Source organism: Priestia sp. FSL W8-0524 (genome assembly GCF_038005965.1).
Classification (GTDB): Bacteria; Bacillota; Bacilli; order Bacillales; family Bacillaceae_H; genus Priestia; species Priestia zanthoxyli.
Map to the genome: position 1 here is coordinate 1854283 of NZ_JBBOUG010000001.1, position 25722 is coordinate 1880004.

Genomic DNA, 25722 nt, shown 5'->3' on the forward strand with positions numbered 1-25722 from the left:
CTCTTTATAAATGGAGATAAAGAAAAAATATCCTTCAAAGAGTATTTAAGGGATTTTAGAACATATTAAAAATAAAATTTATACACTGTGAGGAATAGCTATGAACATCCACTTTGATACATTAACGAATTTATCAATTAAACATATTTTTGGGCCTGCATCTCAAACAATCACCCATCTCACATATCATTCAAAACAAGTTCACGACGGATCCGTATTTTTTAGTATAAAAGGTGAAAATGAAGATGGACATCAATATATTAAAGAAGCTATAGCTAGAGGAGCCGTAGCAGTCTTTGGGACAAGCATCGAGGAGCTTCGTCTTTTGAGCACTCAGTATTCTCACTGTACGTTTTTAGCTGTTGACGACGTTCGCAAAGTAATGGCGTCTTTTTCTAAAATGTATTTTGATTATACGGATGAAAAAATTGAGACAATTGGCGTTACAGGTACAAATGGCAAAACAACCGTAGCAGCTTACGTAAGGTCGCTTTTAACTCTTTTAAAATTGCCAACAGGATCGATTGGAACGACCGGCATTTGGTCATCAAAGCAGAAGTTAGTTTATAAAAAAAGTACGCCTACAACACCTGAGTCGGTAGACTTGCATAAAATTTTTTATGATTTGTATACAAGAGGTGATGAAGCGGCAGTGATGGAAGTATCTTCGATTGCGATTGATCAGCAACGAGTAGAAAATATTTATTTTGATGTAGCCATTCATACAAACTTATCGGAAGAACATTTAGAGTATCATAAAACGTTTGAGCACTATAAAAAATGCAAGATGAAATTATTTCAACAGGCCAAACATGCCGTTATTAATATAGATGATCGGGACATGGGCAAAGACTTAAGCAGGGTATTTGAAGGACCTAAAGTCACGTATAGTTTATTAAATAACAAAGAGGCAACTCTGCAAGCAACAAACATCACCGTCAAAGAAGGAGGCTCTTTCTTTGATTTACTTTATAAAGGACAGTCATACAAAGTAGCAGTGCCTGTATATGGTGATTACAACATTGCTAACGTGCTAGCGGCCATTGGTACAGCTCTTCACTTTGAATACCACATTGAAGATATTATTAGCGTGCTTCCTCAATTGGAAAGTCCAGAAGGGCGATTTCAGGTGATAGAAGGTCCTAATAACCAAAAAGTGATTTTAGACTATGCCCATACGCCTGTTGCCCTTACGCGTTTGGTAGAAGAAGTAAAAAAGATGGAGTATAACCAGCTGATTGTCATGATTGCAGGGATCGGCATTCGAGATTTTAATAAAATGCCTAAAATGGCGCGTACCATTGAAGGAAAAGCTGATGAAATTATCGTAACGGTTGATCACCCAGGTTATCATGATCCTAACGTAATTGTAGATCAAGTGATGACAGGTTTTTCGAATCCGAGCGCAAGCAATATTCACCGCGCCCCTACTCGAACAGAAGGAGTATTAAAGTCGCTTTCTTTAGGAAAGGCGAATGATATTATTTTACTTACAAGCGGCTGTATTAACGGCGCTCAGCTTGTAAAAGGAAACGAAATTCCGCATTCAGATGAAGACATTATTGCCTCTTATTATGCATCGTTAAGCAATATTTCCTGATATTCTTTTTCATTTATTGAACGAACGTGGAGAAATTGAAACATCATACGAAAGAAGGTCTCTTACTGTTTTTAGAGACCTTCTTTTTGCATGGGAACTATAGGCTGTTTTCGCGCTGTGTTTTTGGTTCTTCAATTTTTACATCATGTTCTTTAGCCAGCTTTTTAATAGCTGCATTGTAATCGCGTATACCTTTTCGTGCTTCATCAAGCATAGCGTTTGCCTCAGCAATAAGGTTGCGGTCCTGCTTTTCCAAAGCACTGACAATTTTAATAAAAGCATTATACTGGGTATTGGCAGCCTTTATATAGCCTTCATGAACCTTTCGAAGATCGTCGGTTTCTACATCGATGTTTTCCAGTTCGTCAACAAATTTACGATAGGTAGGAATGACTTCACTCGTCATCGTATCGTACATAACAGCGTCACTTGTGTAGTTAGCGCCTGTAACGGAATCGTATGCGTCAATCGCCTCTTTTTCAAGCTGAGCGGCTTTCTTTAAATCTTGATTGTTATAATCGATTAAATCATCTTGAACAGGATCACTAAAGCAGGCGGATAATAAAAACAAAAGAGGGACAAGACAAAATAAAACTTTCTTCAACGAATTTCACCTCCGTTTAACAATGTATGAAACATCTGCTTGGCAAAGTCTGTTTTAATAACTGGAGAAAAAGAAGGGAGTGTATAAAAGGATTTTTAAAGGTCGACAGTGAATGTATTCATAAGTTGGTTTGTAATTGACCACCCTTTAGTAGCAGGAAGGAAGAGAAGATGATTAAAATAAAAAGAGACCACTTAACGAACAATGAAGTTATTGAGCTAGTAAGTTCTCACCTTCAAGGAATGAACTTACATTCCCCCCTGAAAGTATTCATGCTCTAGATATTGAAAGTTTAAAACAACGTCATATTACGTTTTGGAGCGTGTGGGAAGGAAGTCAGCTAGCAGGGTGCGGAGCTGTAAAAGAGTTAGATGAGCACCACGGAGAAATTAAATCGATGCGAACAGCTACCGCTCATTTGCGGAAAGGAATTGCTAGAGAGCTGCTGCAGTACATAATAAATGAAGCGCAAAAACGAGGGTACCGACGCTTAAGCTTAGAAACAGGATCCGCACCCGCTTTTGAACCGGCTAGAAAGCTATACGCCAGTTTTGGATTTTACGAGTGCGAACCGTTTTCTACCTACAAAGAAGATCCATACAGTGTGTTTATGACAAAGAAATTGAATGAGTAAAAGACAGGAAAGAAGGCGCAGATGATTTGTTTATTTGTATGCAAACTGTGCGGGCAAGCAGCTGTCATTTATCCTGTTAGCAAGTAAGCTTTTTAGGCAAAGCCTTTTTAGGAGGCTTTGTTTTGGTCATGATTCATATAAAAAGGTATAAACTAGGTTTTCTCACTAGACAAAAAGGTTTTTCCTATGTAGTATAGGTGTCAGATAATACAAAACGAATGTTCAGTATAAATAATAAATGTACGGGGCGGTGGAAATAGCTTGAATAAAAAAAAGCTTCAAAGTGAACAAACCAAAAGAAAAGTGGCAGATGCCGCTAAAGCATTATTTTCTCAAAAAGGCTATAAAGCTACATCTATTGAGGAAATTGTAGAAGCTACGGGAAGCAGTAAAGGGAATATTTATTATCACTTTAAAAGTAAAGAAGGGCTTTTTCTTTATTTAATAGACGAATGGGATCTTGAGTGGGAACGAAACTGGAAAGAAAGAGAGTCTCTTTACAAAACAACAAGAGATAAGCTTTTTGGAATAGCGGAGCAAATCATTTTAGATGATTTGAATCATCCTCTTACGAAAGCTGCGGATGAGTTTTTTAACAACGAGGAGAAGGGCAGCGACATCGAAGAGCGAATTGATGAGATGGTGAAACGACACGTGGAGTTTAACCGGGAACTTTTGCAACAGGGCATCGATGAAAGCGAGTTTTCTCATAAAAATGCAGAGCAACTTGCAGTAATTTTAGAAGGGTTGTTTGTTGGAATGAGCCGCATGTCTCGAAAAACGAGTACGGAAAATGCCCTGCAGCTTTACCATTCAGCAATCGATGTATTTTTAAACGGAATTATAGCAAGGTCTTCTTAAATAAGCGGGGATGCTTATTGCGGCAATGAGTAATCCCTCATTATTTTGTATTTTTATAGACCGAACGTTCAGTATTTTTGTAATCAGGAGGTTTATATGTCATTATTGTTAAGAAATCGAGCGGCGATTTTGCTGCTCATGCTAAATATTTTTATTATCTTTACGGGAATCGGTCTCGTTATTCCAATTATGCCAACCTATATGACGGAGCTTCATATCAACGGCAGCGTGATGGGGCTTTTAGTAGCGGTGTTTTCACTAACTCAATTTCTGTTTTCGCCTTTAGCGGGGCGATTATCCGATTCGTTAGGGAGAAAGAAAATTATTGTAGCGGGAATGATTGTTTTTGCCCTGTCTGAATGGTTCTTTGGTTCAGTGAGTACACCTCTTTTATTATTTGTGTCCAGAATGCTAGGTGGGGTCGGAGCCGCGCTTATTATGCCTGCTGTTATGGCCTATACAGCGGACGTGACGTCTGCTAAAGAACGCGCTAAAGGAATGGGCTATGTGACGGCAGCGATTACAACAGGATTTATTATCGGGCCCGGTATTGGAGGCTTTTTAGCTGAATACGGCATGCGCGTGCCATTTTACATGGCCGCAGTAGCAGGAGGCTTGGCTGCAGTGATTACGCTTTTTGTTTTGCCGGAGTCTCGTCCTGTACAAGGTCATGCTGTTTCAAACAATGAGAATCCAAAAGAAGATCGGCTGCTACTGCAGCTTATGAATTCCTACAAAGAACCTTATTTTTTAAGTTTAATTATCGTTTTTGTGACATCGTTTGGATTATCCAATTATGAAACGATCTTTTCACTATTTGTTGATCATAAATTTAGCTTTACGCCAAAAGATATTGCGTTTGTTATTACGTTTGGCTCTATTGCAGGGGCTGTTGTGCAGGTTACGATTTTTGGCTGGATTTTAAATAAATTCGGTGAAAAAAGAGTGATTTCGTTTTGCTTGATGATGACGGGACTTTTTATTTTACTTACGCTATTTGTGCACACGTACTGGCTTATTATTGTTGTAACATTTATCGTCTTTTTAGCAACAGATATTTTACGTCCGGCAATCAGCACGCAAATGTCGATGATGGCACAAGACGATCAAGGGTATGTAGCCGGACTAAATTCTGCTTATACAAGTCTTGGGAATATTATTGGACCCGTTGTCGCAGGCTTTCTTTTTGATATAAACATTAATTATCCGTACGTATCAGCTGCACTTGTACTGCTGCTTTGTTTTCTTTTATCTTTAAGAGCAGGAAAGGACCGAAAAACAGCTGTGAGAAATCAAGCGATTCAAGAGAAATGATAGAATTTTTAGGGGATAGAAGACCTCCAGTAGTTTACTGGAGGTCTTTTAATGATGCTTTTAGTAAAGCTGTAAGATTTACAACACCACTCAGCCTATAGCGAAGCTTTATTTTATGGGCAAAACAGTGAAATGGTTGCAAATAAAAAAGGTTAATAGTAAACTTTAAACGTAACAAGAATAGTATGGGAGCTTGCGCGGGGCAGGCTGAGAGTACAGGGGCGCCTGTTGACCATTTGAACCTGTTGGATAATGCCAGCGCAGGGAATGTGAGTACATACCAAAGCACTTTGCGCATGCAAGGTGCTTTTTTGTCTTTTTTTTGCAGTGTTAAAACTAAATGAAAAGAGTGAGAGAACATGGATATTAGTAAAATTTCAGCTCAATTAGAAAAAGTAAGAGATACAAGTCCGCTTGTTCATAATATTACGAATGTTGTGGTAACCAATTTTACAGCAAATGGACTGCTTGCCCTAGGAGCGTCACCTGTTATGGCTTATGCGAAGGAAGAAGTGGCTGACATGGCTCGAATCGCCGGAGCGCTTGTCTTAAATATGGGTACACTGACGGCTCAAGAAGTAGAAGCGATGAGAATAGCAGGAAAATCAGCAAATGAAAACGGCGTGCCGGTTATTTTCGATCCTGTAGGAGCCGGAGCGACACCGTTTCGTACAGAAGTGGCACGTCAGCTTGTAGAAGAATTAAATATTGCCGTTATTCGCGGTAACGCTGCTGAAGTTGCGAATGTAGTAGGCGAGTCATGGCTCATTAAAGGCGTTGATTCATTAGAAGGGCAAGGAGACGTCATTGAACTTGCTGAGAAAGCAGCGAACAAATTAGATACAGTGATTGTTATTACGGGGAAACAAGATGTGATCACCGATGGAAACACAACGTATACAGTAGACAACGGTCACCCGTTATTTACGAAGGTGACGGGTACTGGATGTCTGCTGACATCAATTATAGGAGCTTTCGCGGCTGTAGAAAAAGAATATGTCGGGGCAAGCGTTGCTGCTTTAAGTTTTTACGGAGTGGCAGGTGAAATCGCCGCAGCGAAAAAAGGTGAAGAAGGGCCGGGGAGCTTTCAAATTGAGCTGTTAAATCAGCTTCATCTTTTATCTGGACAGGATATTGAATCATATGCAAGAGTACATCAACGTTAAAAGGAGCGGGAAAATGACAAACGAAGAAATTAAAAAGCTGCTGAAAGTTTATTTTATAATGGGCAGCAATAACTGTACAAAAGATCCGAAAGAAGTGTTGAAAGAAGCAATTGAAGGCGGCGTTACCGTGTTTCAATTCCGTGAAAAAGGTGAAGCTGCACTAAAAGGCGAAGCGAAATATCAGCTGGCGAAGGAACTTCAGCAAATTTGTCAGCAGCACAACGTTCCTTTTGTTGTGAATGATGACCTTGACTTAGCGATCCGTTTACAAGCGGATGGCGTTCATATTGGACAAGAAGATGAAAAAGCTCATATTGTTCGAGAAAAAATAGGAAAAGGAATTGTGGGCGTCTCTGTTCATAATGTACAAGAGCTGCAGCAAGCCATAAAAGACGGGGCGGATTATGTAGGAATGGGACCTGTTTTTCCTACTTCTACAAAAAAAGACGCAAAAGCAGTGCAAGGTACAAAATTAATTGAAGAAGTGCGAAACCAGAATATTGACTTTCCAATTGTAGGAATCGGTGGCATCACGCCTGAAAATGCCAAACAAGTAGTAGAAGCAGGTGCAGATGGTGTTTCTATTATTACCGCGATTAGCTTAGCAGCGTCTCCAAAAGAAAAAGCAGCTCAATTGAAAGAAGCGGTAGGAAAATAAAAAAAGCGCACAGTGTGCGCTTTTTTATTATAGCTGAACGGTTTGAGGAGTTTCTTCGCCTTCATTCATAAAGCGAATTTCGTTTGGTGTAATTTCCAGAACAACATACTCAGGGTCATTTGGACCGTCAAACCATTCTTTCATGTGATCGTTCCATATACGTCCTTTTAATTGATCACCGGTACGAAGAACAGCTGTTCCGGATAATTCTAAGTATTGATCGCCATATCCTTCGCCGCTGTAGCCTAATAGTACGTGCACGTTCGGATTGGCTTCGATTTCTTCTGCCTTATGTGTATTGATATTTGTTGGTGTGTAAAGAGCGATACCATCTTCATCGCTGAAAAATGTCATATAGCGAGAGTGGGGTTTGTTGTTTACAACTGTGGCTAATGTTCCTACACGATTTCCTTCTAATACTTCATTTACTTTTTTAGCAATTTTTTGTTCATTCATTTTATCCATCTCCTTTATTACTTTTTATGTTCCTCAATCGAAGATAAATAAAACATACATGTCTAAAAAAATATAAGTTAACAATAAAATAATTATGTAAACTAATAAATAAAAAAATAAAAAAAGCTAGCTACAGCTAACTAAAAAATAAGCCCGCACTGCCGTAACCCTAAGTGTCTTAAATACCCAGATCTACTAGGTGGGTGCCCTCATAGCCGGGTTTAGCGTCCCAAGAAGGGCGTGCTATCTGCAGCTAAATTTTGAGCTCCCTTTTAACACTCAAAGGTTTAAGACAACATGAGTATACGCACAGCGCAGGTATGTATAACAAATGTAAATAAAATGCCGATATATAAATGTTTTCTAATTAATCAACTTTCATCGTACAAGAAATGATTATAACGGAATAATGAATGGAACGCAAGACTTTTATTTAAAGTTTTTCTTCTCTAACATCTTGGCGGTTATGCCGTAACAAAATAAAAAAAGGGCCCGCAACTGGAATGAAACATAAGAGAAGGTAAGGCCGGGATGCTATCTTTTCTTTTGTCATAACGGAATAAGAAAGCCACGTTAAAACAAAAAAATCAGCGGTCATCACGCTAACAAGCTGTGACTGCATAAAAGCATCTTCATAAGCTCTTATTGAACCTATGGATAGTCCGTATACGTAACCAGCAATCGTGAGTGCTAAGCATAGTCCAATCCATAGACGAGAAGAAATGATGGCAATGAAACGTGAAGGAATACGCGAACGTGTTCGAACTTTTTGTCCTTTCCAATGATAATAGAACAAAAGAGAAAAAGCTCCAAGCGCAAATGATAGGAGAGAAAATGGCCATCCAGGCAGTTTGTACGTATCTTTTTTACAAATCATTACCATGAACAATACTGGGAAAAGTCCTAAAAAAGAGAATACCATAACTACGAGCGGATCTACCTGTTGAAAATTTCCTGTGACAAGGTTTTTAAACAGCATATCATCAGCGGCGCTTGCTCCCGGAGCTAGCAGAAAGGCGTATAGTACAAGCATAGTCCATACAATGATGTACATATTCTCAACTCCTTTTAATTGTTTTAGTATACAAAAACCATTTCAGTATATTTCCCCGTTTTGTGATGAAGGGAAACGCTTGAAACTCTTCTTTAATTAGGTGTAATATTACACTAAAGACATGTGCGTGTATAGAAAGAAAGGGCTGTAAAAATGGATAAACAAGAAGTGATTAAATCCGTATCGGATAAAATACGATTAATTCGTTTAGAAAGAAACTATTCACAAGACAGAATGGCTGAAGTTATTGGTATTTCAAAAAAAACATTGGTTCAAATTGAAAAAGGGCGCACGGAAGCAGGGTGGACGACCACTGTTGCAGTATGCGGTTTGTTTCGTGACAGTGAAATCCTTCAATCGGTTTTAGGAGACGTCCCCTTAGAAGTAGTAGAAATCATTGCTCATAACGGCGTATCTTCTCCAAAAGATAAAACGCTCGGAGGAAGAGTATGGTGGAAAGAGATTCAAAAAGAAGGTTCTTTTCGTCTGCAGCAAAATATGATTAGTCAGCACTATCGTATTTTAGATGACCAAGACTATCGATGGTTTAGTTCATTTGATAAAAGCGAAGCTGTAGAAAGGTTTGAAGAATTAACGAAGAAATAAAAACAAGCACTTGTTTTCAAGTGCTTGTTACTGATTCATTAACGTGCCGGATGAAGGGCGGTTGAACCAATTCCATAGCTCTACATCTCCAAGTGACGCGTAGGTGATAGACGGATCATTTTTTAATTTCAGCAGCTTTTTGGTAGGTCCTGTAATCACAACGCCGTACACACCGACTCCATGTTTCTTTACATAAGAATATCGCTGCTTTAGCAACAAATCGGAATGGTCTAGCTGACGAACTTTTTGGACTGTTTCTTCATTATCGGCTAATAGTTTCATCATATTTAAAACGTTCGACTTGCTAGTAGAGTGCGTTTGATTTCCTTTGTGCTCGTAAGGCAAGTCTAAAAACTCTGGAAAACCAAATGTTGATGTTAAGTCAATTAAGGGCTCATCTTTTGTGCTTGTTTTTTGTTCGTTCCCTGTATTAAGCGCATACCAAGAGGTAGAAAAATCACGGCTGTCGATGGCGTTCATTTTTTGCTGAACTTCTTTTAGCGAATACGTATCATCAAAAGAAATAGCCACTTCGCTTACCGTTCCTTTTGGTAGGTTTTCTAATGCATTCCATGTTTCATTCGTCCATTCCTTATACTCTTTTGCATGTAGCTTTAGTTTTTTTTGATCAGGATAGACAAAGGAAAGGTTAAGGTCGTATTTACCGCCGGAAAATTCTTTTTCTACACCGCTCGTTTTATCAAACAGCTGATGAAATGTAAACGTCCCAATGGCCTGCTCTTCACGTCCAATTTGCTTATAAGCTTCCATTTGCGACTGCATTCGGAAAAAGGACTGTGTATCAGAAGTGGTTTCACGTATATGAACGTTCGGAAAAGCAGATTCGATAGCCGCTTGATTGACGCTATTTATGTATTCGGTTTTTGATTGATGATAATATACAATGGATAAAAAGCTGCCGATCATCCATAGCAGAACGACAGAGCTAATGACAGTTGTCACATTTGAAAGGCGCTGCTTCCATTTGGCCATATAAATGGACTTTTTCACTTTTTTATTATCCAACATCGTATCGTCATTTAGTGAAGTAGTTGATGGAGTTGGCGATAACGGTTCATCTTCGGTTAGCAAGTGCTCTAAATGAGCTGAGCATGCTTCACAATTTTCCGTATGTTGTTCAAGTGTTTCTGCTTCTTTGTCTGTCAAAGTGCCGTTTTTATATTTTTCCCATTGATGCTTCATATCTTGACAGCTCATCCGTCCTCTTCCTTTCTTTTTTTCAATTGTTGACGACCACGATACAAGTCCATTTTCACTTTTGACAGAGTAAAGCCAGTCATTTCTGCAATCTCTTCATATGTGAAGCCATGATAATCTCGTAACAGTACAATATTCTGCTTAGCCGGAGGCAAAGCAGATACATCAGAAAGCCAGCCGTCGATTTCACTTTGAATCATCACTTGTTCTTCAGCACTTGGCTGAGGAGTAAAGTGCCATTCTTCTATTTCGACAGTAGGGCGTTTTTTTTCTTTTCGATACCAGTCAATAAAGGCGTGATAAGCAATTTTGAACAGCCAAGGCTTTACTTCCTCGCCTTTATACGTTTCTAAGTGTAAAAGTGCCCGGTAAAAGGTCTCCTGCATTAAATCTTCCGCTGATTCTTTTCTGCGAGTAAGAGAGAGAAGATAGCGCAGCAAATCATGCATGTGCTGTTTATAAATGTGTTCAAAGTTATGCTGTTGTGCCATTTTCTCCCCCTTTCATTTAATCAACGCAATTTGTGGATAAAAGTTTCGGTTTTTTTATCAAAAATCGTATGTAATAGATAAAAGATGCTTAAAATACGATATATAGCTTATCATACTAAAAAGAAAATCATATGAAATTCGACATAATTCCGTGTAATTTGTCATTTTTTTAAAAAACTAAAGGGTAATTGGTGTTCGAAGGAAACAGAAAATGTTATGATAGAACAAGGATGTGCTCTTACAAAAAACAGCTACATACATAATAAAAAATACAGCGTTTGTTTGCAGAATGAAAATGGACAAACATATGGTGTTTAACCATGGATGTTTGTGGGAAAATAAACTAAGTATTTTCAACAAAAAGTAAATTAAATTGTGTTTTCACTTATAAAAAACACGGTAAATTGGAAAAGGTGGGGTCATGATGGACGTAGAAAATACACAAGGTACAGAAGAACAAGCACCTAAAGTCAAGGCAGCTAAAGTTGGCGATACGATTCAGCCTAAAAAAGGCGACTATAAAGGATTTAAAGGAATTGTTATGGTAGTGCGAGACAATTCGGTTATCGTAGATTTTGGAAAAGATGCTGAAACAGGCGAATCCATGAAAACAGTCGTTAATCATAAAAACTATAAAATCGTAAAAAAGTAGGTGAATAACCTACTTTTTTTTACTGAATATATGTTTAAAGACGGCGATTTTTCTACCGGAAACCTTAGAGAAACGCATAGGTAAAGCAATTCTTTGAGAAGAAGAATGTTTTTTAGTAAACTATAGAAAGTATGTAGAAAGAAAGGATTTTTTGTTATGTCAATTCAATTATCACAATTATCATTACCAAAAGAGGTTCTTTCGCTTTTAGCGAATCGTAAATATGAAAATCTGTCTCATGCTGATCAGCTATTAATCGGAAAAGGCGGCTATACAGCAGAAGAAGCAGATATTTTAGAAGATGCCATTATTGCCTTATCACTAGGGAAAAACGTACTTTTAAAAGGGCCAACAGGTTCAGGTAAAACAAAGCTTGCTGAAACGCTGTCGCATTTATTTTCTCAGCCGATGCATAGCGTTAACTGCTCGGTGGATTTAGATGCAGAAGCGCTGCTTGGCTTTAAAACAATTTCTGAACAAGAAGGGAAAACAGGTATCGAGTTTGTAGAAGGACCTGTTATTCAGGCAATGAAAAAAGGCCATTTATTATATATTGATGAAATTAACATGGCGAAACCTGAAACGCTTCCTATTTTAAACGGGGTACTTGACTACCGGAAAATGATTACAAACCCATTCACTGGAGATGTAGTGCGCGGTCAGCAAACATTCGGCGTAGTAGCGGCTATTAACGAAGGGTATGTTGGGACTGTTCCATTAAACGAAGCGTTAAAAAATCGTTTTGTTGTCATTGAAGTGCCATATATTCAAGGGAGCAGCTTAAAGCAAGTTCTAATGTCTCAGTCTCAGTTAAAAGACGAAAAATTAATTGATAAATTTGTCACGCTCTCTGCAGATTTAATTACTCAAGTTCAAAGCGGCCATGTATCAGAAGAAGCTGCGTCTATTCGTGCGCTTATTGATACGTGTGATTTAGCTCTTTATATGCCGCCTCTTCGCGCGATTAAACGCGGTATTATTGAAAAGCTAGAAGATGAAAGGGAAAAAGCCGCCATTCAAAATATTGCTGAAACATTATTTGAGTAAGGAGTGGCGCTATGCGATTTATTAAATTTAACGACAAAAATGTAGATTCCTTTCTCTATATGGAGCTGGCAGATTTAACGAAAACATTAACAAAAAATGATGAAATTGAAGTAGAGTATCGCGTTTCATCTTATTATGATCCTGTACACGGCATTATTTATCTCAGTCACTTTTGGGATAACCGTCCAGAAGAAGACAAAGTGTACGGCTTAAAAAGTGATGTATTTTTAAGAAGTATTGGAAGCTATAAGCATTCAAACTTCAAAGAAATTAATGCATATTTAAAGAAAATAAATAAAACGTCGGTACCTAGCTTAGCTAAGCAGCTGTTTATGCTGTTTGAAGATATTCGTTTAGAAGAAGTATGCAAACGCGAACGTCCTGGAACGAAAAAAGCCTTCGCCGTCAGAAGGCAGCTCTATAGAAAATATTTTGCTACACAAATGAGCGCAAATTTAACAAAAAGCGTGTACACGGATGCACTTTTTAACGGCATTTACTTGCTATTAACGGCTGAAAATCCGTTTGAAGAAATTCCTTCAATGAGTGAATCGATTAACTTAGCGATGCCTTTTATTCGCAGACAGCTAACAAATGTATATGAAGCGAAAACAACAAAAGACGTATCGCGCATCTGCCTTGAACTCGTAGATGTTTTTGATGATATTATCGAAAAAGATATGCTTAATACTTATTTCTTCTTGGCTGAACTTCAGTATGATCAGTTAGAAGAAGGGTTAACATTTGAAGATTTAAAACGCAAAGATTCATTAGTGAACGATGATATTTTAGAACATGAAAAAGACGGAGATGAAGACATTCACGAAGAGAAAATGGAAATGTGGCATCGAGAGACAAGCGAAGCGACGCAAAGTTTTCTGCAGTTTGATATGGATCAAGGTTCAAAAACAGATATGTTAGGCGATGGGGTTCGTGAAGGCGACGATGGAGATCAAGCAATGGGCATGGTGCAAGGATCTTCTCAAAAAACATCCCGGAACGATTATTCTCAAATCGAAGCCATGGAGCAAACGCATCCGGAAAAAGACGGGGAAGCGGATTATGAGTATGGGAAAGAAAATAAGCATGCCTATGCTGTGTTTGTAGATTCTAAACTTCCAAGCGACGATCACGTTGTTCAGTATGATGAGAATAAAAAAATCATTGCATCGTATCAAAAAAAATTAAAGCAAATGATTGAAAAAACGCTTGAACATAAAAAAACGCTACCTAGAAGCGAGCTGCACTTTGGCCGATTAAATAAAAAACTTCTAAAACTATGGACGGATGATAATCCTCGTTTGTTTTATAAAAAAGATGAAGATTCTGCCCAAATTGATGCTGTGTTTTCTCTTCTAGTTGACTGTTCGGCATCGATGTACGACAAAATGGATGAAACGAAGCTCGGGATTACGCTATTTCATGAAGCGTTAAAGTCTGTTATGGTGCCTCATCAAATTGTTGGATTTTGGGAAGATACAAATGATGCTACTGAAACAAGCCAGCCTAACTACCTGCAGACGGTGATGGACTTTCAAGCATCATTAAAGCGTAAAAGCGGTCCTGAAATTATGCAGCTTGAGCCTGAAGAAGACAACCGTGATGGATTTGCCATTCGCCATATGACACGTCGCTTGCTTCAGCGTTCTGAGCAGCAAAAGTTTTTACTTGTGTTTTCAGACGGTGAACCAGCCGCTATGGGATATGAACAAAATGGTATTGTAGATACGCACGAAGCGGTATTAGAAGCACGCAAGCACGGAATTGAAGTCATCAACGTCTTTTTATCCAACGGGGAAATTGATGAAGGACAGAAGAAAACCATTCAAAATATGTACGGGAAATATAGTATTCTAGTACCAAACATCGAAGAACTTCCCGATGTGCTATTTCCTTTACTCAAGAAATTACTTCATAAAAGCATTTAAAAAAAGTCGAAGCATATTGCTTCGACTTTTTTTGCTATTGACCGTTAATGCGGAGGGAGGTAAGTTAAATATATATGAAAAAGAGAGAAGGAATGGTAAGTGGAAGGAGTTCAAACTTCATCTAAAAGAGCGTGGGGGCTGCTGCTTGTAATCATTGGTGCCACGATGTGGGGAGTGTCTGGCACGGTAGCTCAATATTTATTTCAGCATAAGAGTTTTAACGCAGAGTGGCTGGTCGTCGTTCGTATGTTAGTATCTGGATTGCTGCTTTTGGCAATAGCCTCTAAGCAGCGCAATATTTTTGCAATTTGGAAAACAAAAGAAGAGAGGACTTCGCTGCTTTTGTTTGGTGTAATCGGTATGCTCGGCGTGCAGTATACATATTTTGCAGCTATTGAAGCAGGTAACGCTGCTACAGCTACAGTGCTTCAATATACGTCGCCAATATTTATTATTGGCTATTTAGCCGTGCAAGCAAGAAAGTGGCCGGTGAAAGTAGAAATGATTTCTGTTGCGCTCGTCATAACGGGGACATTTTTTCTTGCAACAAGCGGAAATTTTAACGAGCTGTCTATTACAGGATGGGGGTTGTTTTGGGGGATTGGAGCAGCTGTGACGTCTGCTTTTTATACGCTTCAGCCTAAACGTCTTCTTGCAAAATGGAGCTCAGTTGAAGTAGTAGGCTGGGGAATGGTAATAGGCGGCGTAAGTTTTTCATTTATTCATCCGCCGTGGCATATAGCCGGTGAGTGGTCGCTATTGTCGCTGTGTGCGGTGCTATTTGTGATTATCTTTGGAACGCTCATTGCCTTTTATTGCTACTTGGAAAGTTTGAAGCACATTAGCGCTTCTGAAGCCATTGTTCTTGCGTCAGCAGAGCCTTTGTCAGCAGCCGCGCTATCTGTTCTATGGCTTCATGTGACTTTTGGGTGGACGGAGTGGCTAGGTACAATTCTTATTATCGCTACGGTATTTTTGCTTTCTCAGCGAAAGCCAGAGGTGACATCATAAGTAAAAAGGACTTTCATTTGAAAGTCCTTTTTATTTTTATAGAGGTTTTAGCGTAAACGTGTTTGTATACGAGCGGTTGGCGTATAGTGTGTAATCAGGATGTGTTTTAGCTCCCCAGCTGTCGTCTCCGCCAACGCCCATTTGCTTGTAGTTAACCCGCACGGTTACGGAATCGCTTAACGGCAATTTGTAAAAATGATCGTAAGCCTCCAGTTCAAAAGGTGAGTAAGGTAAAGCATTCAGCTCGACTGTTGGCAAACCTTTTAGTAAAAAGCCGCGTCCTTGATCGTTTGTAATAGTTGCCCATCTAACGTCCGTTTTGTTTCCGCATTCTTGAGGGCGTAAATACGGTGTAACTTGCTCTTTTACACTGCCTTTATGAAGGCCAAGCTTAGCGCCAGTTTTACGATCCCAATAATTTTCATGAGGGCCTCTGCCGTACCATGTTAAAGAATCAAAAGCCGCATCCATCGTAAACAGCATCCCAATTTCAGGAATTTCAGGCATTGCCTCAGAAGGTGCTAAAGATTGTTCAATCTTCATTTCACCATCGTTATATAGCGTATACGTTACATAGCAAGAAGCAAGAGAGATGTCTAAAGCTAGCTCAACCGAAATGATAACAAAGTCAATTTGCGGTTGAACACTTACTTTTTTCACGTGCTGCTCTAAACTTGCTTGACGCCACGTTTGACATCTTTCATGCAATTTATTGCCGAGGTCATTATCGGTGACTGCGCGCCAAAAGTTCGGACGGAAACCCGATGCAAGCAGCTCGGTATGCTCATAGTTGTAAGAGATAAACTGCCCTTTTTGCTTGTCAAAAATAGCCGTGAAGTTAGTTCCTGTAACCGTCAGCGTTTGTTCGTTTTGGTCAACTGATAAAGCAGGATAAACAGCTTTTACTGAAGGTACAGCGGTTTTGGCAGGCAGTACAAACTGTTCGTACGCCACTTCATATCCAGCTGAAGCCCAGGCTGTATCTTTGGATAATCTGAGAGAAAGAGTTAAAACAAATTCATCAGTTTCGTTTTCTTGCTCGTAAAGAGGATAAGAAAGCGTCAGTTCGTCTGTACTATCAGGAGCTACATTTAAAAGAGACGCATGTTTTTCAAGTAGTTCACCGTTTTTTTCAACAGTCCAAGCAAAATCATAGGCGTTCAAGTTTGTAAACAGGTGTTTGTTTTGAACGGCAAATTTTCCTTTAGAAGCGTCTACTGCTGTCCACTTTACAGGCTGATAGCATTTTTTTACTTCTGCAATTTTCGGGCTAGCTGTCCCATCAGCAAAGATTAAGCCGTTTCCGCAGAAGTTGCCGTCGTTAGGCGTATCACCAAAATCTCCGCCGTAAGCTAAGTAAGAAGTACCGTCTACTGCTGTTGTTTGAAGAGCTTGATCTTTCCAGTCCCATATAAAACCGCCTTGCAAGATTGGATATTGATCGAACAGCTCCCAGTATTTGTATAGATTTCCGCAAGAATTACCCATCGCATGACTGTATTCACACAGAATATAAGGTTTTTTCGGATTCATTAAAGCATAGCGCTCTACATCTGCTGGCTTAATGTACATCGTGCTTTCTATATCAGAAGCATCATAGTCGCGGTGATGGAAGATTCCTTCATAATGAACAAGTCTCGTGGAATCTTTCTCTTTAAAAAAAGTATACATATGCTGAAAGTTTTCTCCGCCAAATGATTCATTGCCAAGCGACCAAATAATAATAGAAGGGTGGTTTTTGTCACGTTCGTACATCGAACGACAGCGATCTAGTACGTTTTCTTTCCATTCTGGCTTGCTTCCTGGAACGGCTTTTTGTTCGCCTTCTTGTAAATAAGTCCACGTTCCGTGCGTTTCTAAATTGGTTTCATCAATCACGTACAGTCCGTATTCATCACACAGCTCATACCATACTGAATCGTTAGGGTAATGGGATGTACGCACCGCGTTAATATTATGCTGTTTCATCAGCAAAATATCGTGAATCATGTCTTCGCGTGTGATGCCTGCACGGCCTTTTACTGAATCAAATTCGTGGCGATTTACTCCTCGAAGTACAATACGCTTGCCGTTGATTGTCATAAGGCCATTCTTTAGTTCAAACGTACGGAAGCCGACTTTACAGCTTTCCGTTTCGATAATAGAACCAGCAGCATTCTTTAAGCTGAGTACAAGGGTATACAAATTAGGACTTTCTGCGCTCCATTTTGCAGGGCTTTTAATGTGTGTACATAAGGACGCTGTATATTGATCGCTCACACTTACATTTGTTTGCAGCGGAGCTTGTAGTACTTCTTGGCCATTCGCGTCATACAGCATGACTTCAAATGTTAGATCTTGAGTATCGTGCTGAAAGTAGTTTAAAATATCAGCTGAAACGCTAAGTTCACCATCTTCGTAGTTGTTATCAAGCGACGAACGAACGCTAAAGTCATAGATGTGAACCGGTGGAGTAGAGTACAGATACACATCTCGGAAGATGCCGCTCATTCGCCAAAAATCTTGGTCTTCAAGCCAGCTTGCGTCACTCCAGCGATATACTTCTACTGCTATCGTATTTTCACCGTCTTGAAGATAAGAAGTTATATCAAATTCAGCTGGAGTAAAGCTGTCTTCGCTGTATCCAACAAACTCACCGTTAACCCAGACGTAAAAAGCAGATTCGACGCCTTGGAAGCTGACGTACACCGGCTGATTTTCCCATTCTGATTTAGGTGTAAAAGTACGGACGTACTGACCGACAGGGTTATATTTAGTCGGTGCAAAAGGAGGTTCGAGGTTTTCGTTTTCAACCCAAGGGTATGTCACGTTTGTATATTGAGGATAGTCATATCCTTGCAGCTGCCAGTGTGAAGGAACTGAAATAGAGTCCCATTTCTTATATGAAAATTCAGGAGCGAAAAAGTTTTTGACGCGGCCATCCGCATTTTCAGCAAAATGAAAGTACCAGCTTCCATTTAAGCTTTGGTAGTAAACAGAAGATTTTCTATCATTTTTTAAGGCCTCTTCGACCGTTTGATAAGGCATTAGTAAAGCGTGTGCTTTCGAACGGTTCAATTGAAAAATTTCAGGGTTGTTATTCCATTCAGGGTATCCGTTTGCAGGTGCTGTATAATTAAATTTTTTGCCGGTTTTTAACATGTCGATCCCTCATTTCTAGATTACTAGGTTATTAGTTTATATGAAAATGATAACGTTTTCTGAAAACCTTATCAATCTAATTATTTTCATGATAATATAACTATATTCACATAAAAAGGAGGAAGTAATGTGGACCGTATGTACTTTCCGGCTCTTTCAGATGAAGATATGAAACTGCCATTCTATGTTACAAGCGCTGGAAGCTGGAGACATCAAACGCATATTAAACGTCAGGGAGAGTTTCCTGATTATCAATGGATTCAATGTATAAAAGGAAGAGGCGAGCTTCGTGTAAACGACGAGGTTTATATTATAAAAGAAAATGAAGGGATGTTTCTGACGCCGCATGTTCCGCACGAATACTACCCCATTACAAGCGAATGGCAAGTATGCTGGGTTTCTTTTAATGGAAGTGTAATTGATGATATCATGCTTTCTCTTCAATTTATTAATTCCGGAAAAATCGTCCTTACACATGCTGAAAGCCTTTATAGGATGCTGCAAGAGCTAATGAATTTGTTAGAAGAAAATCATACCTCTAGCACCATGAAGTGCTCTGAACTACTATATAGCGTCATTTTGAAACTGCGCCAAGACAGCGTATATATAGAAAGCAAAAGTCGCCTGCAGCAAATTACTCAGCTAAACCCAGTCCTTCGCTATATTGAGGAATATTATCATCAGCCGTTAACGCTAGAAGTACTGGCGAAGCAGCTCAACGTAACAGAGCAGTATACGTGTTTGCTTTTTCAACAATCTCTTGGTATCCGGCCGTTTGAATACGTAACGCGCGTCCGAATTCAAAAAGCAAAGAAACTGCTGCTTAAAAACAACCAAATCTCTGTACAAGATATAGCAAGACAAGTAGGGTATGAACATCCAAGCTATTTTATCAAGCGCTTCAAAGAACAAGAAAACGTGACTCCAACTGTTTTTCGGAAAATGTATTTTTCATAAGTTACATACATTGGGTTTTATCTAGGTTATAAGAAGTGATGTGGATGCTAGTTATTTCGTATGAGTTTTAAAAAAAGAATTTAAATGTAGTTTTAAGTAAAAACGGGGAGGAAAAGTAGAGAGAAGAAACAAAAAGGAGGGATAAACGTGTTTGGGTTAAATGATCTTCCAAAGTTTGTGTGGTCATTCTGTCTTGTATTGCCACTTGTATCATTTGTTCATCAGCTGGGGCATTCCGTCATGGCAATTATTTTCGGAGGGAAGGTCGATTTTACTATTGGGCGGGGGAAAACGATTCTTAAAATGGGGAAGTTTAAAATTAAGTCAGTCTATTTTCTAGACTCGTTTTGTAAATATGAAAATCTTAAGAACGACAGTCGCTTTTCCCATGCAGTGGTGTATGCGGGCGGTGTACTGTTTAATTTACTTACTATTTTTATAATAAATGGATTAATTATGGCTAATATTCTGCCTGAAGATATATTTTGCTATCAATTTGTTTATTTTTCAGTCTATTATGTTATTTTTTCACTGCTGCCAATTCAATATACAGAAACATCTGCAAGTGATGGACGTGCTATATATAACGTATTACGGTACGGGAAAACGTGTGATCCAGATTAAAGGGCTGTGTGTAGCAGCCTTTTTTGGTGCCTTTTTCTGTTTCATTTAAATCAAAAAAGGAAAACTTTACGAAAAGAAAATAGTAGCGGATAATAAAGATAGTAGATGTTGGAATGGAAGAAAGGAGAGGATTTATACGATTATTGAGACAGAGCGAATGACGCTGCGAGCTATGGCTGAAAGCGATGCAGGCAATTTAATGAAAATATTTGAAGATGCTGAAGCAATGAAGTATTATTCTTCTACTAAAAATGAACAAGACACATATCGCTGGATTCAATGGATGAAGCAGCATTATCAAACATATGGCATTAGCATGTGGGTCGCTGAGGATAAACAGAATCGAGAGTTTCTAGGGCAGTGCGGCATGGTTCTTCAAAAAGTAGACGGCAAGGTAGATCCAGAGCTTGGCTATTTATTTTTACGCAGCTGCTGGGGAAAAGGCTATGCGAGTGAAGCAGCAAAAGCTTGTTTAGATTATGGCCTTCATACGCTGAAATTTCAGAAGGTTATATCATTGATAGATCCTCACAATTTTCCATCGATTAAAGTGGCTGAAAAAATTGGCATGAAAAAAGAAAAGCAAGTTAACAAATGGGATAAATCATTATTCTTTTATAGTATATATAATGAAAAATGAGAGTAAAGGAGTGTTAGCATGATCAACATTAACAACGTTTCGGTAAAACGAGGAGAAAAAGAAATTTTAAAAAGCGTGTCGTGGTCAGTGGAAAAAGGGGAACATTGGTGTTTGCTTGGGTTAAATGGTTCCGGAAAAACGACGCTTTTAAATATCATCAACGGATATATTTGGCCTACAAAAGGGGAAGTAGAAGTTCTTTCAAGGAAATTTGGAGAAACAAATCTGTCTGAGCTCAGAAAAGAAATTGGATGGGTAAGCTCTTCGCTTCAACAGCGGTTTCGAGATGACGATACGGTTGTAGAAATGATTTTAAGCGGAAAATTTGCATCTATTGGGTTATATGAACAAGTGGAGCAAAAAGATATGAACCAAGCCATAGAATTAATGAAGCTGCTAAATTGCGAAGATTTACAAAATCAGGCCTACGGAACACTTTCTCAAGGAGAGCGCCAGCGAGTGCTAATTGCTCGAGCTCTTATGGCTTCACCAAAGCTTTTAATACTTGATGAGCCATGTACAGGTCTAGATATAATGGCCCGAGAACAGCTTCTTCAGCTGATTGCAAAAATGGCAGAGCAGCCAAATGCTCCTACGCTTATTTATGTTACTCACCATGTAGAAGAAATTTTGCCTTGCTTTACTCATACGCTTTGTATGCGCCAAGGAGAAGTGTTTTCTTCTGGAAAAACGAAAGACCAGCTCACTGAGCCGCATCTTTCTAAATTTTTTAATCACTCCGTAGAGATTCAGCAGCAGAAGGACCGCACTTGGCTGTCATTAAAAGAACCGGTAAAAAGCTGAGCTAGCGTCGAGAAACCTTCTTACATACCATGGGAAAAAGAGCGCTGCTTGCAATGGAAACAAGCTCATTGTGGAGATAATGTTTACATGCTACATAAATAGTGGTGCTGCAAATAATATCAATGAGTAAAAAAGCAGCAATGTCATGTTTATCAATGGTTACAAATACAAAAGAAGAGGAATCATAAGCTGTCATCGTTGGCTCCTTTGGTTATATCGTTATGTTACTTTATTCACAAAAGGCTTGGGCTATACGAACTTTTAAAGAAGTACGATGATGACAGCTGATTCTCTCCTCTAAAGCTGATAATACTCTTGTTCGAGTATACTCATGATAATATCTGTCTGAAATGCTTCTTCAATAAAAGCACCTTCACGCTCTATTCCTTCTTTTACAAAACCGCATTTTTCATAACAAGCAATGGCTCTATGGTTGTATTCGAGCACTCGTAAATCGACTCTGTGCAAGTGAAGGTGTTCAAATGCGTAGGCCAGCACCAATTTTGTAACTTCAGTGCCGAGCCCTTGATTCCAAACGGAAGAATCGAATAAACCAATAGCATACCGTGCGCGCCGGTCGTACTCGTTAACGGTCAGCCGGGCTTCTCCAACAAACTGCTGCTGATATTCAACACACCAATTCAGCTTTTGAGACTTTATGTACTCGACGTGCCGCTTGGCATCTTGTAATGTAAGAGGTTTTAAGTTTCGGGTATCGCCTCCGTACATACGAATAAGCTCTTTTGTTTGCTTGCACGCTAGATAGTCATGTACATCGCTGTCTTTTGGTTTTCTTAGTATCACGTTTTTTCCTTTTAAAAGTGGTGAAACATTATTCATTTGATGCATCCTTTCTTTCCCAACATTAAAAAGGTATTCCACTTGTCTCCTAAAAAAACCTGCTTTTATGTACAAAAAGAGGCTGGAATAAAAGGATTTTAGACAAAGTGAAAAACGAACCATTGATCAAGATGTTTGATTCGTGGTTCGTTTTTTTTGTTAGGGTAAACATAGGTTTCATGTGTGTAAGTCTTTCTAGCAGTTGATTGGAGGGCAAGGCGAAGACTCCCGCGGAAAGCGAAGCCTTGCACGGAAATCAACTGCCGTGTCACAAGCGATCCATAGGAGCTCATGTATCCTATATGTTCGTCTTTAGATTGGATTCATTTCGTCATGTCTCAACCCCTTTATGAAGAATGTTTTTTTGCGTAGTGGGCAAGTGCAAGAAGAGGAAAAATATCATTGTAGCTGTGGTACTGAATATAAAATTGTCCAGGAAGACCAATTCCCGTGGGATAATGAATTTGCTGCTCGGTAAGATTTGGATTCAGTAAAAATTTAATTCCTTTTTCAACGGCTCGATCTTTTAACGGACATATTGTCATTAAAGCATCGAGAGCCCAAGCCGTTTGCGAAGGAGTGCTAAAGGGTAAAGGCACATATTTTTTTAAAGAAGCGCTATAGCATGATTCTCCGAATCCGCCGTCTTCTTGTTGAATGCTTTTGAGCCAATTGATGGCTTTGATGATACGCGGATCAGAAGCAGAAATTCCTACAGCACGGAGTCCAGTAATAGCGGCCCACGTTCCGTAAATGTAGCAAACACCCCACCGGCCGTACCAGCTCCCGTTATCCAACTGATGATCAAACAGCCATTTTACTGCAGCTTTAATCGAAGGATGGGATTTATTCATACCGGCAAAGTTTCCGAGGCATTCAAGCACTCGACCGGTTAAATCGGCAGTAGCCGGATCCGTTGCTGCGTCTTTTGCGTTTTCAAGCGGCAGATAAGTAAATAAAATAGAATCGGTATTTTTTTCAAATGCAGCAAAACCCCCGTCTTTGTTTTGCATGGACAACAGCCAGTTAATACCTCTTTGCCAAGACTCCAAATAATCTGTATCGGTTTGCGCTCTTCTAGAAAGAGCTCTAATAGCAGCAGACGTATCGTCTAAGTCAGGGTTATTCGTATTAATATCGGAAAATCCCCAGCCTCCAGGCGCTGTATTGGGGTTATGAAACTGCCAGTCTCCAAGCTTTGTATGCTGTCTTTTCTTTAAGTAACGAGTTGTGCCTTTAATCATGGGATCTTGCTGCGGTACACCTGCTTCTTGTAGAGCGTAAGATAGCAGGGCGGTATCCCAAACGGTTGACGTGGAGTTTTCTACGTGCACGTGGCCGCTGCATGTACTAAGTAGTGAACAAATACCGTCAATTGCTTTTTGAACCACAAAGGAATCTTTTTTATAGCCAAGAGCCAAAAGACCGTAAATCATAAAAAAAGTAGAGGTTGCGTAGCTGTAGAGTGTTCCATCTTTTTCAAGTCTTTCTAGCATGTAACGCTCGGCTGCTTGATAACCAAGCTTGTGGATGTAAGAAGGTAAAGAAGCCAGCTGTTTTAAATGGTCGACTAAAAAAATAGAAGCGCGTGATTCTTGAGCAGCTTCATCCGCTTCCTGTTTCTGCTCTCTTACATCTAAATGAGAAAGAGAAGGTGTATGCCTAGAAGTAAGTGAAAATTTTTTGTTTCCAGCTACCATCATCGGGACGAAGTGAATTCTGGCATAGGTGCTTAGTTCATAAAAGTTAAGCGGTACATAGGTAGGCACGAGCAAAAGAGAAAGCGGGAGGTAAAATAGCTTTGGCCACTCGTATAAGCCGTTAACACAAAGCATCCATCTTGTGAGAAAATGAGCGCGAGAAATGCCTCCTGAATCTATAATATATCTTTCTGCTTTTCGCAAAATCCGGTCATTTTTTTGGTAATAGCCTGAATATAAAAGAGCTGTATAAGCTTGAATAGTAGCGGATAAGTTGTGTTCTTCATCATCAAACAACGTCCAAAGACCATCTTCATTTTGAAGGGAAACGATCCGTTCGGTTAATTGTTTAATCAACACTTCTTTATCTAAATCAAAGGTGCGAAGAAGCATAATTAAAAACGCATCAGGCATAACGCCTGTTTCAAAACAGTAGCGAAATGACCCGTCATTTTTTTGTGTTGGGCGCAGATAGGCGATTCTTCGCTGAATCTCTAGCTGAACTTCCTTTAGCAATATGATCACCTCTTATGATAATGCTTTTCAATCTTTCGACCTGTTTCTTTATAACTGTATTCAAAGGAAGAGCGTTCTATGAGAGGAGAAAGTTGCAAAGAATAGAGCGCTTGCTGCACAATAAAGGTACTGGAAAATTGGAGTGATAGAAGTGAAAGAAATACAGGTAGAAGTTATTCAAGGGCGAGGCTCTTACCGAGAGCTTGGTAAAATGCAAGGGGAATTACATAAAGGAACAAAGCTGTTTGAAAATCATCAAAAAAGAAGAAAACGTTCATTACGAAGCTATCAAACGATAGCAAAAGAAGCTCGTCATTATTACGACTTATTTGCTCCCGGACTGTGGAATGAGCTATTGGGCTTAGCAGAAGGCTTAGATTGGCCTCTTGAAGACGTTATACATGAGTACAGCGGATATCAGCAAGAGTGGAAGAAAACGGGATGTTCTGCTCTTATGCAGCACGGTGTGTATGTGCGGAACTACGATTATCATCCGAAAACGTACGAAGGTCGATTTTTGCTTTTTCAGCCAAATGAAGGATATGCAAGCGTCGGGTTTGGAACAAGAATGATTGGGCGAATGGATGGAATGAACGAAAAAGGATTAGCAATTGGCTATCATTTTGTTAATCGCCGCCGTCAAACGAACGGATTTATTTGCTGTACGCTTGCTCGGTTTATTTTAGAAACATGTGAAACAACAGAAGAGGCTGTTGCTATTTTAGAAAGGGCACCGCACCGTCATGCGTTTAATTATTCCATTTACGACCGCAGCGGACAGGGAGCAGTAGTCGAAGCATCTGGACGAGGCGTTCATGTACAAAGAGGAACGATGATGGGGTGTACGAACCATTTTAATCAGCTGGTCGAAGAAAATCGTCATCATTTGGTAGAGTCAAAGGAAAGGCTCGATCATATTCGAGATCATATTGAAAAAAAGCTATCGCCTCTTGAAGCTTTTTCTTTATTTAATGAGGATGAATACGGTATTTTTAAAGAAGATTACCGGAATTCTGCTGGAACGCTTCATACAGTGGCATATGTACCGGAGACGCTGCAAGTCATTGTGGGAATTGGACGAAAAGCAAAACCTCTTACTTTCTCGTTTGAGGATTGGGTGAAAGGAGAACAATTAACTATAACGAAAATAAAAGGAACGGTAAATACAGACGAACCATTTCCGTTTCAGTAAGGAGCAGC

Annotated in this window: 24 protein-coding genes, 1 other RNA gene, 1 pseudogene and 1 riboswitch; of the genes and pseudogenes, 16 read left to right on the forward strand and 10 right to left on the reverse strand. The window is 39.4% G+C overall.

The window, feature by feature from the left end; genetic code table 11:
* Positions 1-100 precede the first annotated feature (100 nt).
* Positions 101-1600 (forward strand): UDP-N-acetylmuramoyl-L-alanyl-D-glutamate--2,6-diaminopimelate ligase, encoded by a 1500-nt coding sequence (locus NST66_RS09280; protein WP_340843282.1) that lies wholly within the window; start codon positions 101-103, stop codon positions 1598-1600.
* Between the two features lie 97 nt (positions 1601-1697).
* On the opposite strand, the gene NST66_RS09285 is transcribed toward NST66_RS09280, so the two are convergent.
* Positions 1698-2204 carry a hypothetical protein gene (locus NST66_RS09285; RefSeq protein WP_013082979.1) on the reverse strand — a complete coding sequence of 169 codons (507 nt, stop codon included), beginning with the start codon at positions 2202-2204 and terminating at the stop codon, positions 1698-1700.
* A gap of 170 nt (positions 2205-2374) precedes the next feature.
* On the opposite strand from NST66_RS09285, the pseudogene NST66_RS09290 reads away from it, so the two are divergent.
* From NST66_RS09290 to thiE, 5 genes and pseudogenes are all read left to right on the forward strand, one after another.
* Positions 2375-2838 (forward strand): annotated as a pseudogene (locus tag NST66_RS09290) (GNAT family N-acetyltransferase).
* A 261-nt stretch (positions 2839-3099) separates the two neighbouring features.
* A complete protein-coding gene (locus tag NST66_RS09295) occupies positions 3100-3699 on the forward strand; it encodes a TetR/AcrR family transcriptional regulator (RefSeq protein ID WP_340843283.1) in 600 nt (199 codons plus the stop codon).
* 96 nt (positions 3700-3795) lie between these two features.
* Positions 3796-5013 carry an MFS transporter gene (locus tag NST66_RS09300; RefSeq protein WP_028413509.1) on the forward strand — a complete coding sequence of 406 codons (1218 nt, stop codon included), beginning with the start codon at positions 3796-3798 and terminating at the stop codon, positions 5011-5013.
* A 175-nt stretch (positions 5014-5188) separates the two neighbouring features.
* A riboswitch (TPP riboswitch) is annotated at positions 5189-5297 on the forward strand.
* A 75-nt stretch (positions 5298-5372) separates the two neighbouring features.
* Entirely contained in the window at positions 5373-6179 is an 807-nt protein-coding gene (thiM, locus tag NST66_RS09305) for a hydroxyethylthiazole kinase (RefSeq protein ID WP_033578856.1), read from the forward strand.
* A 13-nt stretch (positions 6180-6192) separates the two neighbouring features.
* Complete coding sequence (gene thiE, locus NST66_RS09310; protein WP_033578857.1) at positions 6193-6837, forward strand: thiamine phosphate synthase; 645 nt, start codon at positions 6193-6195, stop codon at positions 6835-6837.
* 27 nt (positions 6838-6864) lie between these two features.
* Here thiE and NST66_RS09315 read toward each other — a convergent pair whose 3' ends face one another.
* The 3 genes from NST66_RS09315 to NST66_RS09325 all read right to left on the reverse strand — a co-directional run bounded on the left by NST66_RS09315 (position 6865) and on the right by NST66_RS09325 (position 8347).
* Positions 6865-7293, reverse strand: coding sequence for a pyridoxamine 5'-phosphate oxidase family protein (locus tag NST66_RS09315; protein WP_013082985.1), 429 nt, complete (start codon positions 7291-7293; stop codon positions 6865-6867).
* 146 nt (positions 7294-7439) lie between these two features.
* Positions 7440-7617: non-coding RNA, 6S RNA (ssrS, locus tag NST66_RS09320), on the reverse strand.
* A 109-nt stretch (positions 7618-7726) separates the two neighbouring features.
* Positions 7727-8347 carry a hypothetical protein gene (locus NST66_RS09325; RefSeq protein WP_034265740.1) on the reverse strand — a complete coding sequence of 207 codons (621 nt, stop codon included), beginning with the start codon at positions 8345-8347 and terminating at the stop codon, positions 7727-7729.
* Positions 8348-8500: 153 nt separating this feature from the next.
* Here NST66_RS09325 and NST66_RS09330 point away from each other — a divergent pair, with 153 nt between their 5' ends.
* Positions 8501-8953, forward strand: a complete 453-nt coding sequence (locus tag NST66_RS09330; protein WP_033578859.1) for a helix-turn-helix transcriptional regulator — start codon at positions 8501-8503, stop codon at positions 8951-8953.
* Between the two features lie 27 nt (positions 8954-8980).
* Here the strand turns inward: NST66_RS09330 and NST66_RS09335 are convergent, their stop codons facing one another.
* Both NST66_RS09335 and NST66_RS09340 read right to left on the reverse strand, forming a co-directional pair.
* Entirely contained in the window at positions 8981-10171 is a 1191-nt protein-coding gene (locus tag NST66_RS09335) for an anti-sigma factor (protein ID WP_033578860.1), read from the reverse strand.
* A complete protein-coding gene (locus NST66_RS09340; protein ID WP_013056868.1) occupies positions 10168-10662 on the reverse strand; it encodes an RNA polymerase sigma factor in 495 nt (164 codons plus the stop codon). The genes NST66_RS09335 and NST66_RS09340 overlap by 4 nt, the downstream gene beginning before the upstream one ends.
* Positions 10663-11083: 421 nt before the next feature.
* On the opposite strand from NST66_RS09340, the gene NST66_RS09345 reads away from it, so the two are divergent.
* The 4 genes from NST66_RS09345 (at position 11084) to NST66_RS09360 (ending at position 15300) form a co-directional block, all read left to right on the forward strand.
* Entirely contained in the window at positions 11084-11314 is a 231-nt protein-coding gene (locus tag NST66_RS09345) for a YkvS family protein (protein WP_013056869.1), read from the forward strand.
* Between the two features lie 156 nt (positions 11315-11470).
* Entirely contained in the window at positions 11471-12361 is an 891-nt protein-coding gene (locus NST66_RS09350; protein ID WP_014460283.1) for an ATP-binding protein, read from the forward strand.
* Between the two features lie 11 nt (positions 12362-12372).
* Positions 12373-14289, forward strand: coding sequence for a vWA domain-containing protein (locus NST66_RS09355; RefSeq protein WP_028413502.1), 1917 nt, complete (start codon positions 12373-12375; stop codon positions 14287-14289).
* A 99-nt stretch (positions 14290-14388) separates the two neighbouring features.
* Positions 14389-15300 carry an EamA family transporter gene (locus NST66_RS09360; RefSeq protein WP_033578861.1) on the forward strand — a complete coding sequence of 304 codons (912 nt, stop codon included), beginning with the start codon at positions 14389-14391 and terminating at the stop codon, positions 15298-15300.
* A gap of 36 nt (positions 15301-15336) precedes the next feature.
* Here NST66_RS09360 and NST66_RS09365 read toward each other — a convergent pair whose 3' ends face one another.
* Positions 15337-18441 carry a glycoside hydrolase family 2 TIM barrel-domain containing protein gene (locus tag NST66_RS09365; protein WP_154991394.1) on the reverse strand — a complete coding sequence of 1035 codons (3105 nt, stop codon included), beginning with the start codon at positions 18439-18441 and terminating at the stop codon, positions 15337-15339.
* 138 nt (positions 18442-18579) lie between these two features.
* On the opposite strand from NST66_RS09365, the gene NST66_RS09370 reads away from it, so the two are divergent.
* The 4 genes from NST66_RS09370 (at position 18580) to NST66_RS09385 (ending at position 21466) form a co-directional block, all read left to right on the forward strand.
* A complete protein-coding gene (locus NST66_RS09370; RefSeq protein ID WP_224980575.1) occupies positions 18580-19398 on the forward strand; it encodes an AraC family transcriptional regulator in 819 nt (272 codons plus the stop codon).
* A 147-nt stretch (positions 19399-19545) separates the two neighbouring features.
* A complete protein-coding gene (locus NST66_RS09375; protein WP_028413498.1) occupies positions 19546-20022 on the forward strand; it encodes a site-2 protease family protein in 477 nt (158 codons plus the stop codon).
* Between the two features lie 157 nt (positions 20023-20179).
* Positions 20180-20662: a GNAT family N-acetyltransferase gene (locus NST66_RS09380; protein ID WP_340843284.1), complete on the forward strand. Its 483-nt coding sequence runs from the start codon at positions 20180-20182 to the stop codon at positions 20660-20662.
* Between the two features lie 18 nt (positions 20663-20680).
* Positions 20681-21466: an ABC transporter ATP-binding protein gene (locus NST66_RS09385; RefSeq protein ID WP_034265762.1), complete on the forward strand. Its 786-nt coding sequence runs from the start codon at positions 20681-20683 to the stop codon at positions 21464-21466.
* A 1-nt stretch (position 21467) separates the two neighbouring features.
* Here the strand turns inward: NST66_RS09385 and NST66_RS09390 are convergent, their stop codons facing one another.
* The 3 genes from NST66_RS09390 to NST66_RS09400 all read right to left on the reverse strand — a co-directional run bounded on the left by NST66_RS09390 (position 21468) and on the right by NST66_RS09400 (position 24531).
* Positions 21468-21662: a hypothetical protein gene (locus NST66_RS09390; protein WP_013056879.1), complete on the reverse strand. Its 195-nt coding sequence runs from the start codon at positions 21660-21662 to the stop codon at positions 21468-21470.
* A 101-nt stretch (positions 21663-21763) separates the two neighbouring features.
* A complete protein-coding gene (locus NST66_RS09395; protein WP_028413495.1) occupies positions 21764-22306 on the reverse strand; it encodes a GNAT family N-acetyltransferase in 543 nt (180 codons plus the stop codon).
* Between the two features lie 347 nt (positions 22307-22653).
* Positions 22654-24531: a terpene cyclase/mutase family protein gene (locus tag NST66_RS09400; protein ID WP_048021135.1), complete on the reverse strand. Its 1878-nt coding sequence runs from the start codon at positions 24529-24531 to the stop codon at positions 22654-22656.
* A 142-nt stretch (positions 24532-24673) separates the two neighbouring features.
* Here NST66_RS09400 and NST66_RS09405 point away from each other — a divergent pair, with 142 nt between their 5' ends.
* A complete protein-coding gene (locus NST66_RS09405; RefSeq protein ID WP_099330901.1) occupies positions 24674-25714 on the forward strand; it encodes a C45 family autoproteolytic acyltransferase/hydolase in 1041 nt (346 codons plus the stop codon).
* Positions 25715-25722 lie beyond the last annotated feature (8 nt).

Bases quoted from the DNA above. Each gene is read 5' to 3' on its own strand.
- NST66_RS09280 (WP_340843282.1), top strand. From the start codon at position 101: ATGAACATCCACTTTGATACATTAACGAATTTATCAATTAAACATATT.
- NST66_RS09300 (WP_028413509.1), top strand. From the start codon at position 3,796: ATGTCATTATTGTTAAGAAATCGAGCGGCGATTTTGCTGCTCATGCTA.
- thiM (WP_033578856.1), top strand. From the start codon at position 5,373: ATGGATATTAGTAAAATTTCAGCTCAATTAGAAAAAGTAAGAGATACA.
- thiE (WP_033578857.1), top strand. From the start codon at position 6,193: ATGACAAACGAAGAAATTAAAAAGCTGCTGAAAGTTTATTTTATAATG.
- NST66_RS09315 (WP_013082985.1), bottom strand. From the start codon at position 7,293: ATGAATGAACAAAAAATTGCTAAAAAAGTAAATGAAGTATTAGAAGGA.
- NST66_RS09325 (WP_034265740.1), bottom strand. From the start codon at position 8,347: ATGTACATCATTGTATGGACTATGCTTGTACTATACGCCTTTCTGCTA.
- NST66_RS09330 (WP_033578859.1), top strand. From the start codon at position 8,501: ATGGATAAACAAGAAGTGATTAAATCCGTATCGGATAAAATACGATTA.
- NST66_RS09335 (WP_033578860.1), bottom strand. From the start codon at position 10,171: ATGAGCTGTCAAGATATGAAGCATCAATGGGAAAAATATAAAAACGGC.
- NST66_RS09340 (WP_013056868.1), bottom strand. From the start codon at position 10,662: ATGGCACAACAGCATAACTTTGAACACATTTATAAACAGCACATGCAT.
- NST66_RS09345 (WP_013056869.1), top strand. From the start codon at position 11,084: ATGATGGACGTAGAAAATACACAAGGTACAGAAGAACAAGCACCTAAA.
- NST66_RS09350 (WP_014460283.1), top strand. From the start codon at position 11,471: ATGTCAATTCAATTATCACAATTATCATTACCAAAAGAGGTTCTTTCG.
- NST66_RS09355 (WP_028413502.1), top strand. From the start codon at position 12,373: ATGCGATTTATTAAATTTAACGACAAAAATGTAGATTCCTTTCTCTAT.
- NST66_RS09365 (WP_154991394.1), bottom strand. From the start codon at position 18,441: ATGTTAAAAACCGGCAAAAAATTTAATTATACAGCACCTGCAAACGGA.
- NST66_RS09370 (WP_224980575.1), top strand. From the start codon at position 18,580: ATGTACTTTCCGGCTCTTTCAGATGAAGATATGAAACTGCCATTCTAT.
- NST66_RS09380 (WP_340843284.1), top strand. From the start codon at position 20,180: ATGACGCTGCGAGCTATGGCTGAAAGCGATGCAGGCAATTTAATGAAA.
- NST66_RS09385 (WP_034265762.1), top strand. From the start codon at position 20,681: ATGATCAACATTAACAACGTTTCGGTAAAACGAGGAGAAAAAGAAATT.
- NST66_RS09390 (WP_013056879.1), bottom strand. From the start codon at position 21,662: ATGACAGCTTATGATTCCTCTTCTTTTGTATTTGTAACCATTGATAAA.
- NST66_RS09395 (WP_028413495.1), bottom strand. From the start codon at position 22,306: ATGAATAATGTTTCACCACTTTTAAAAGGAAAAAACGTGATACTAAGA.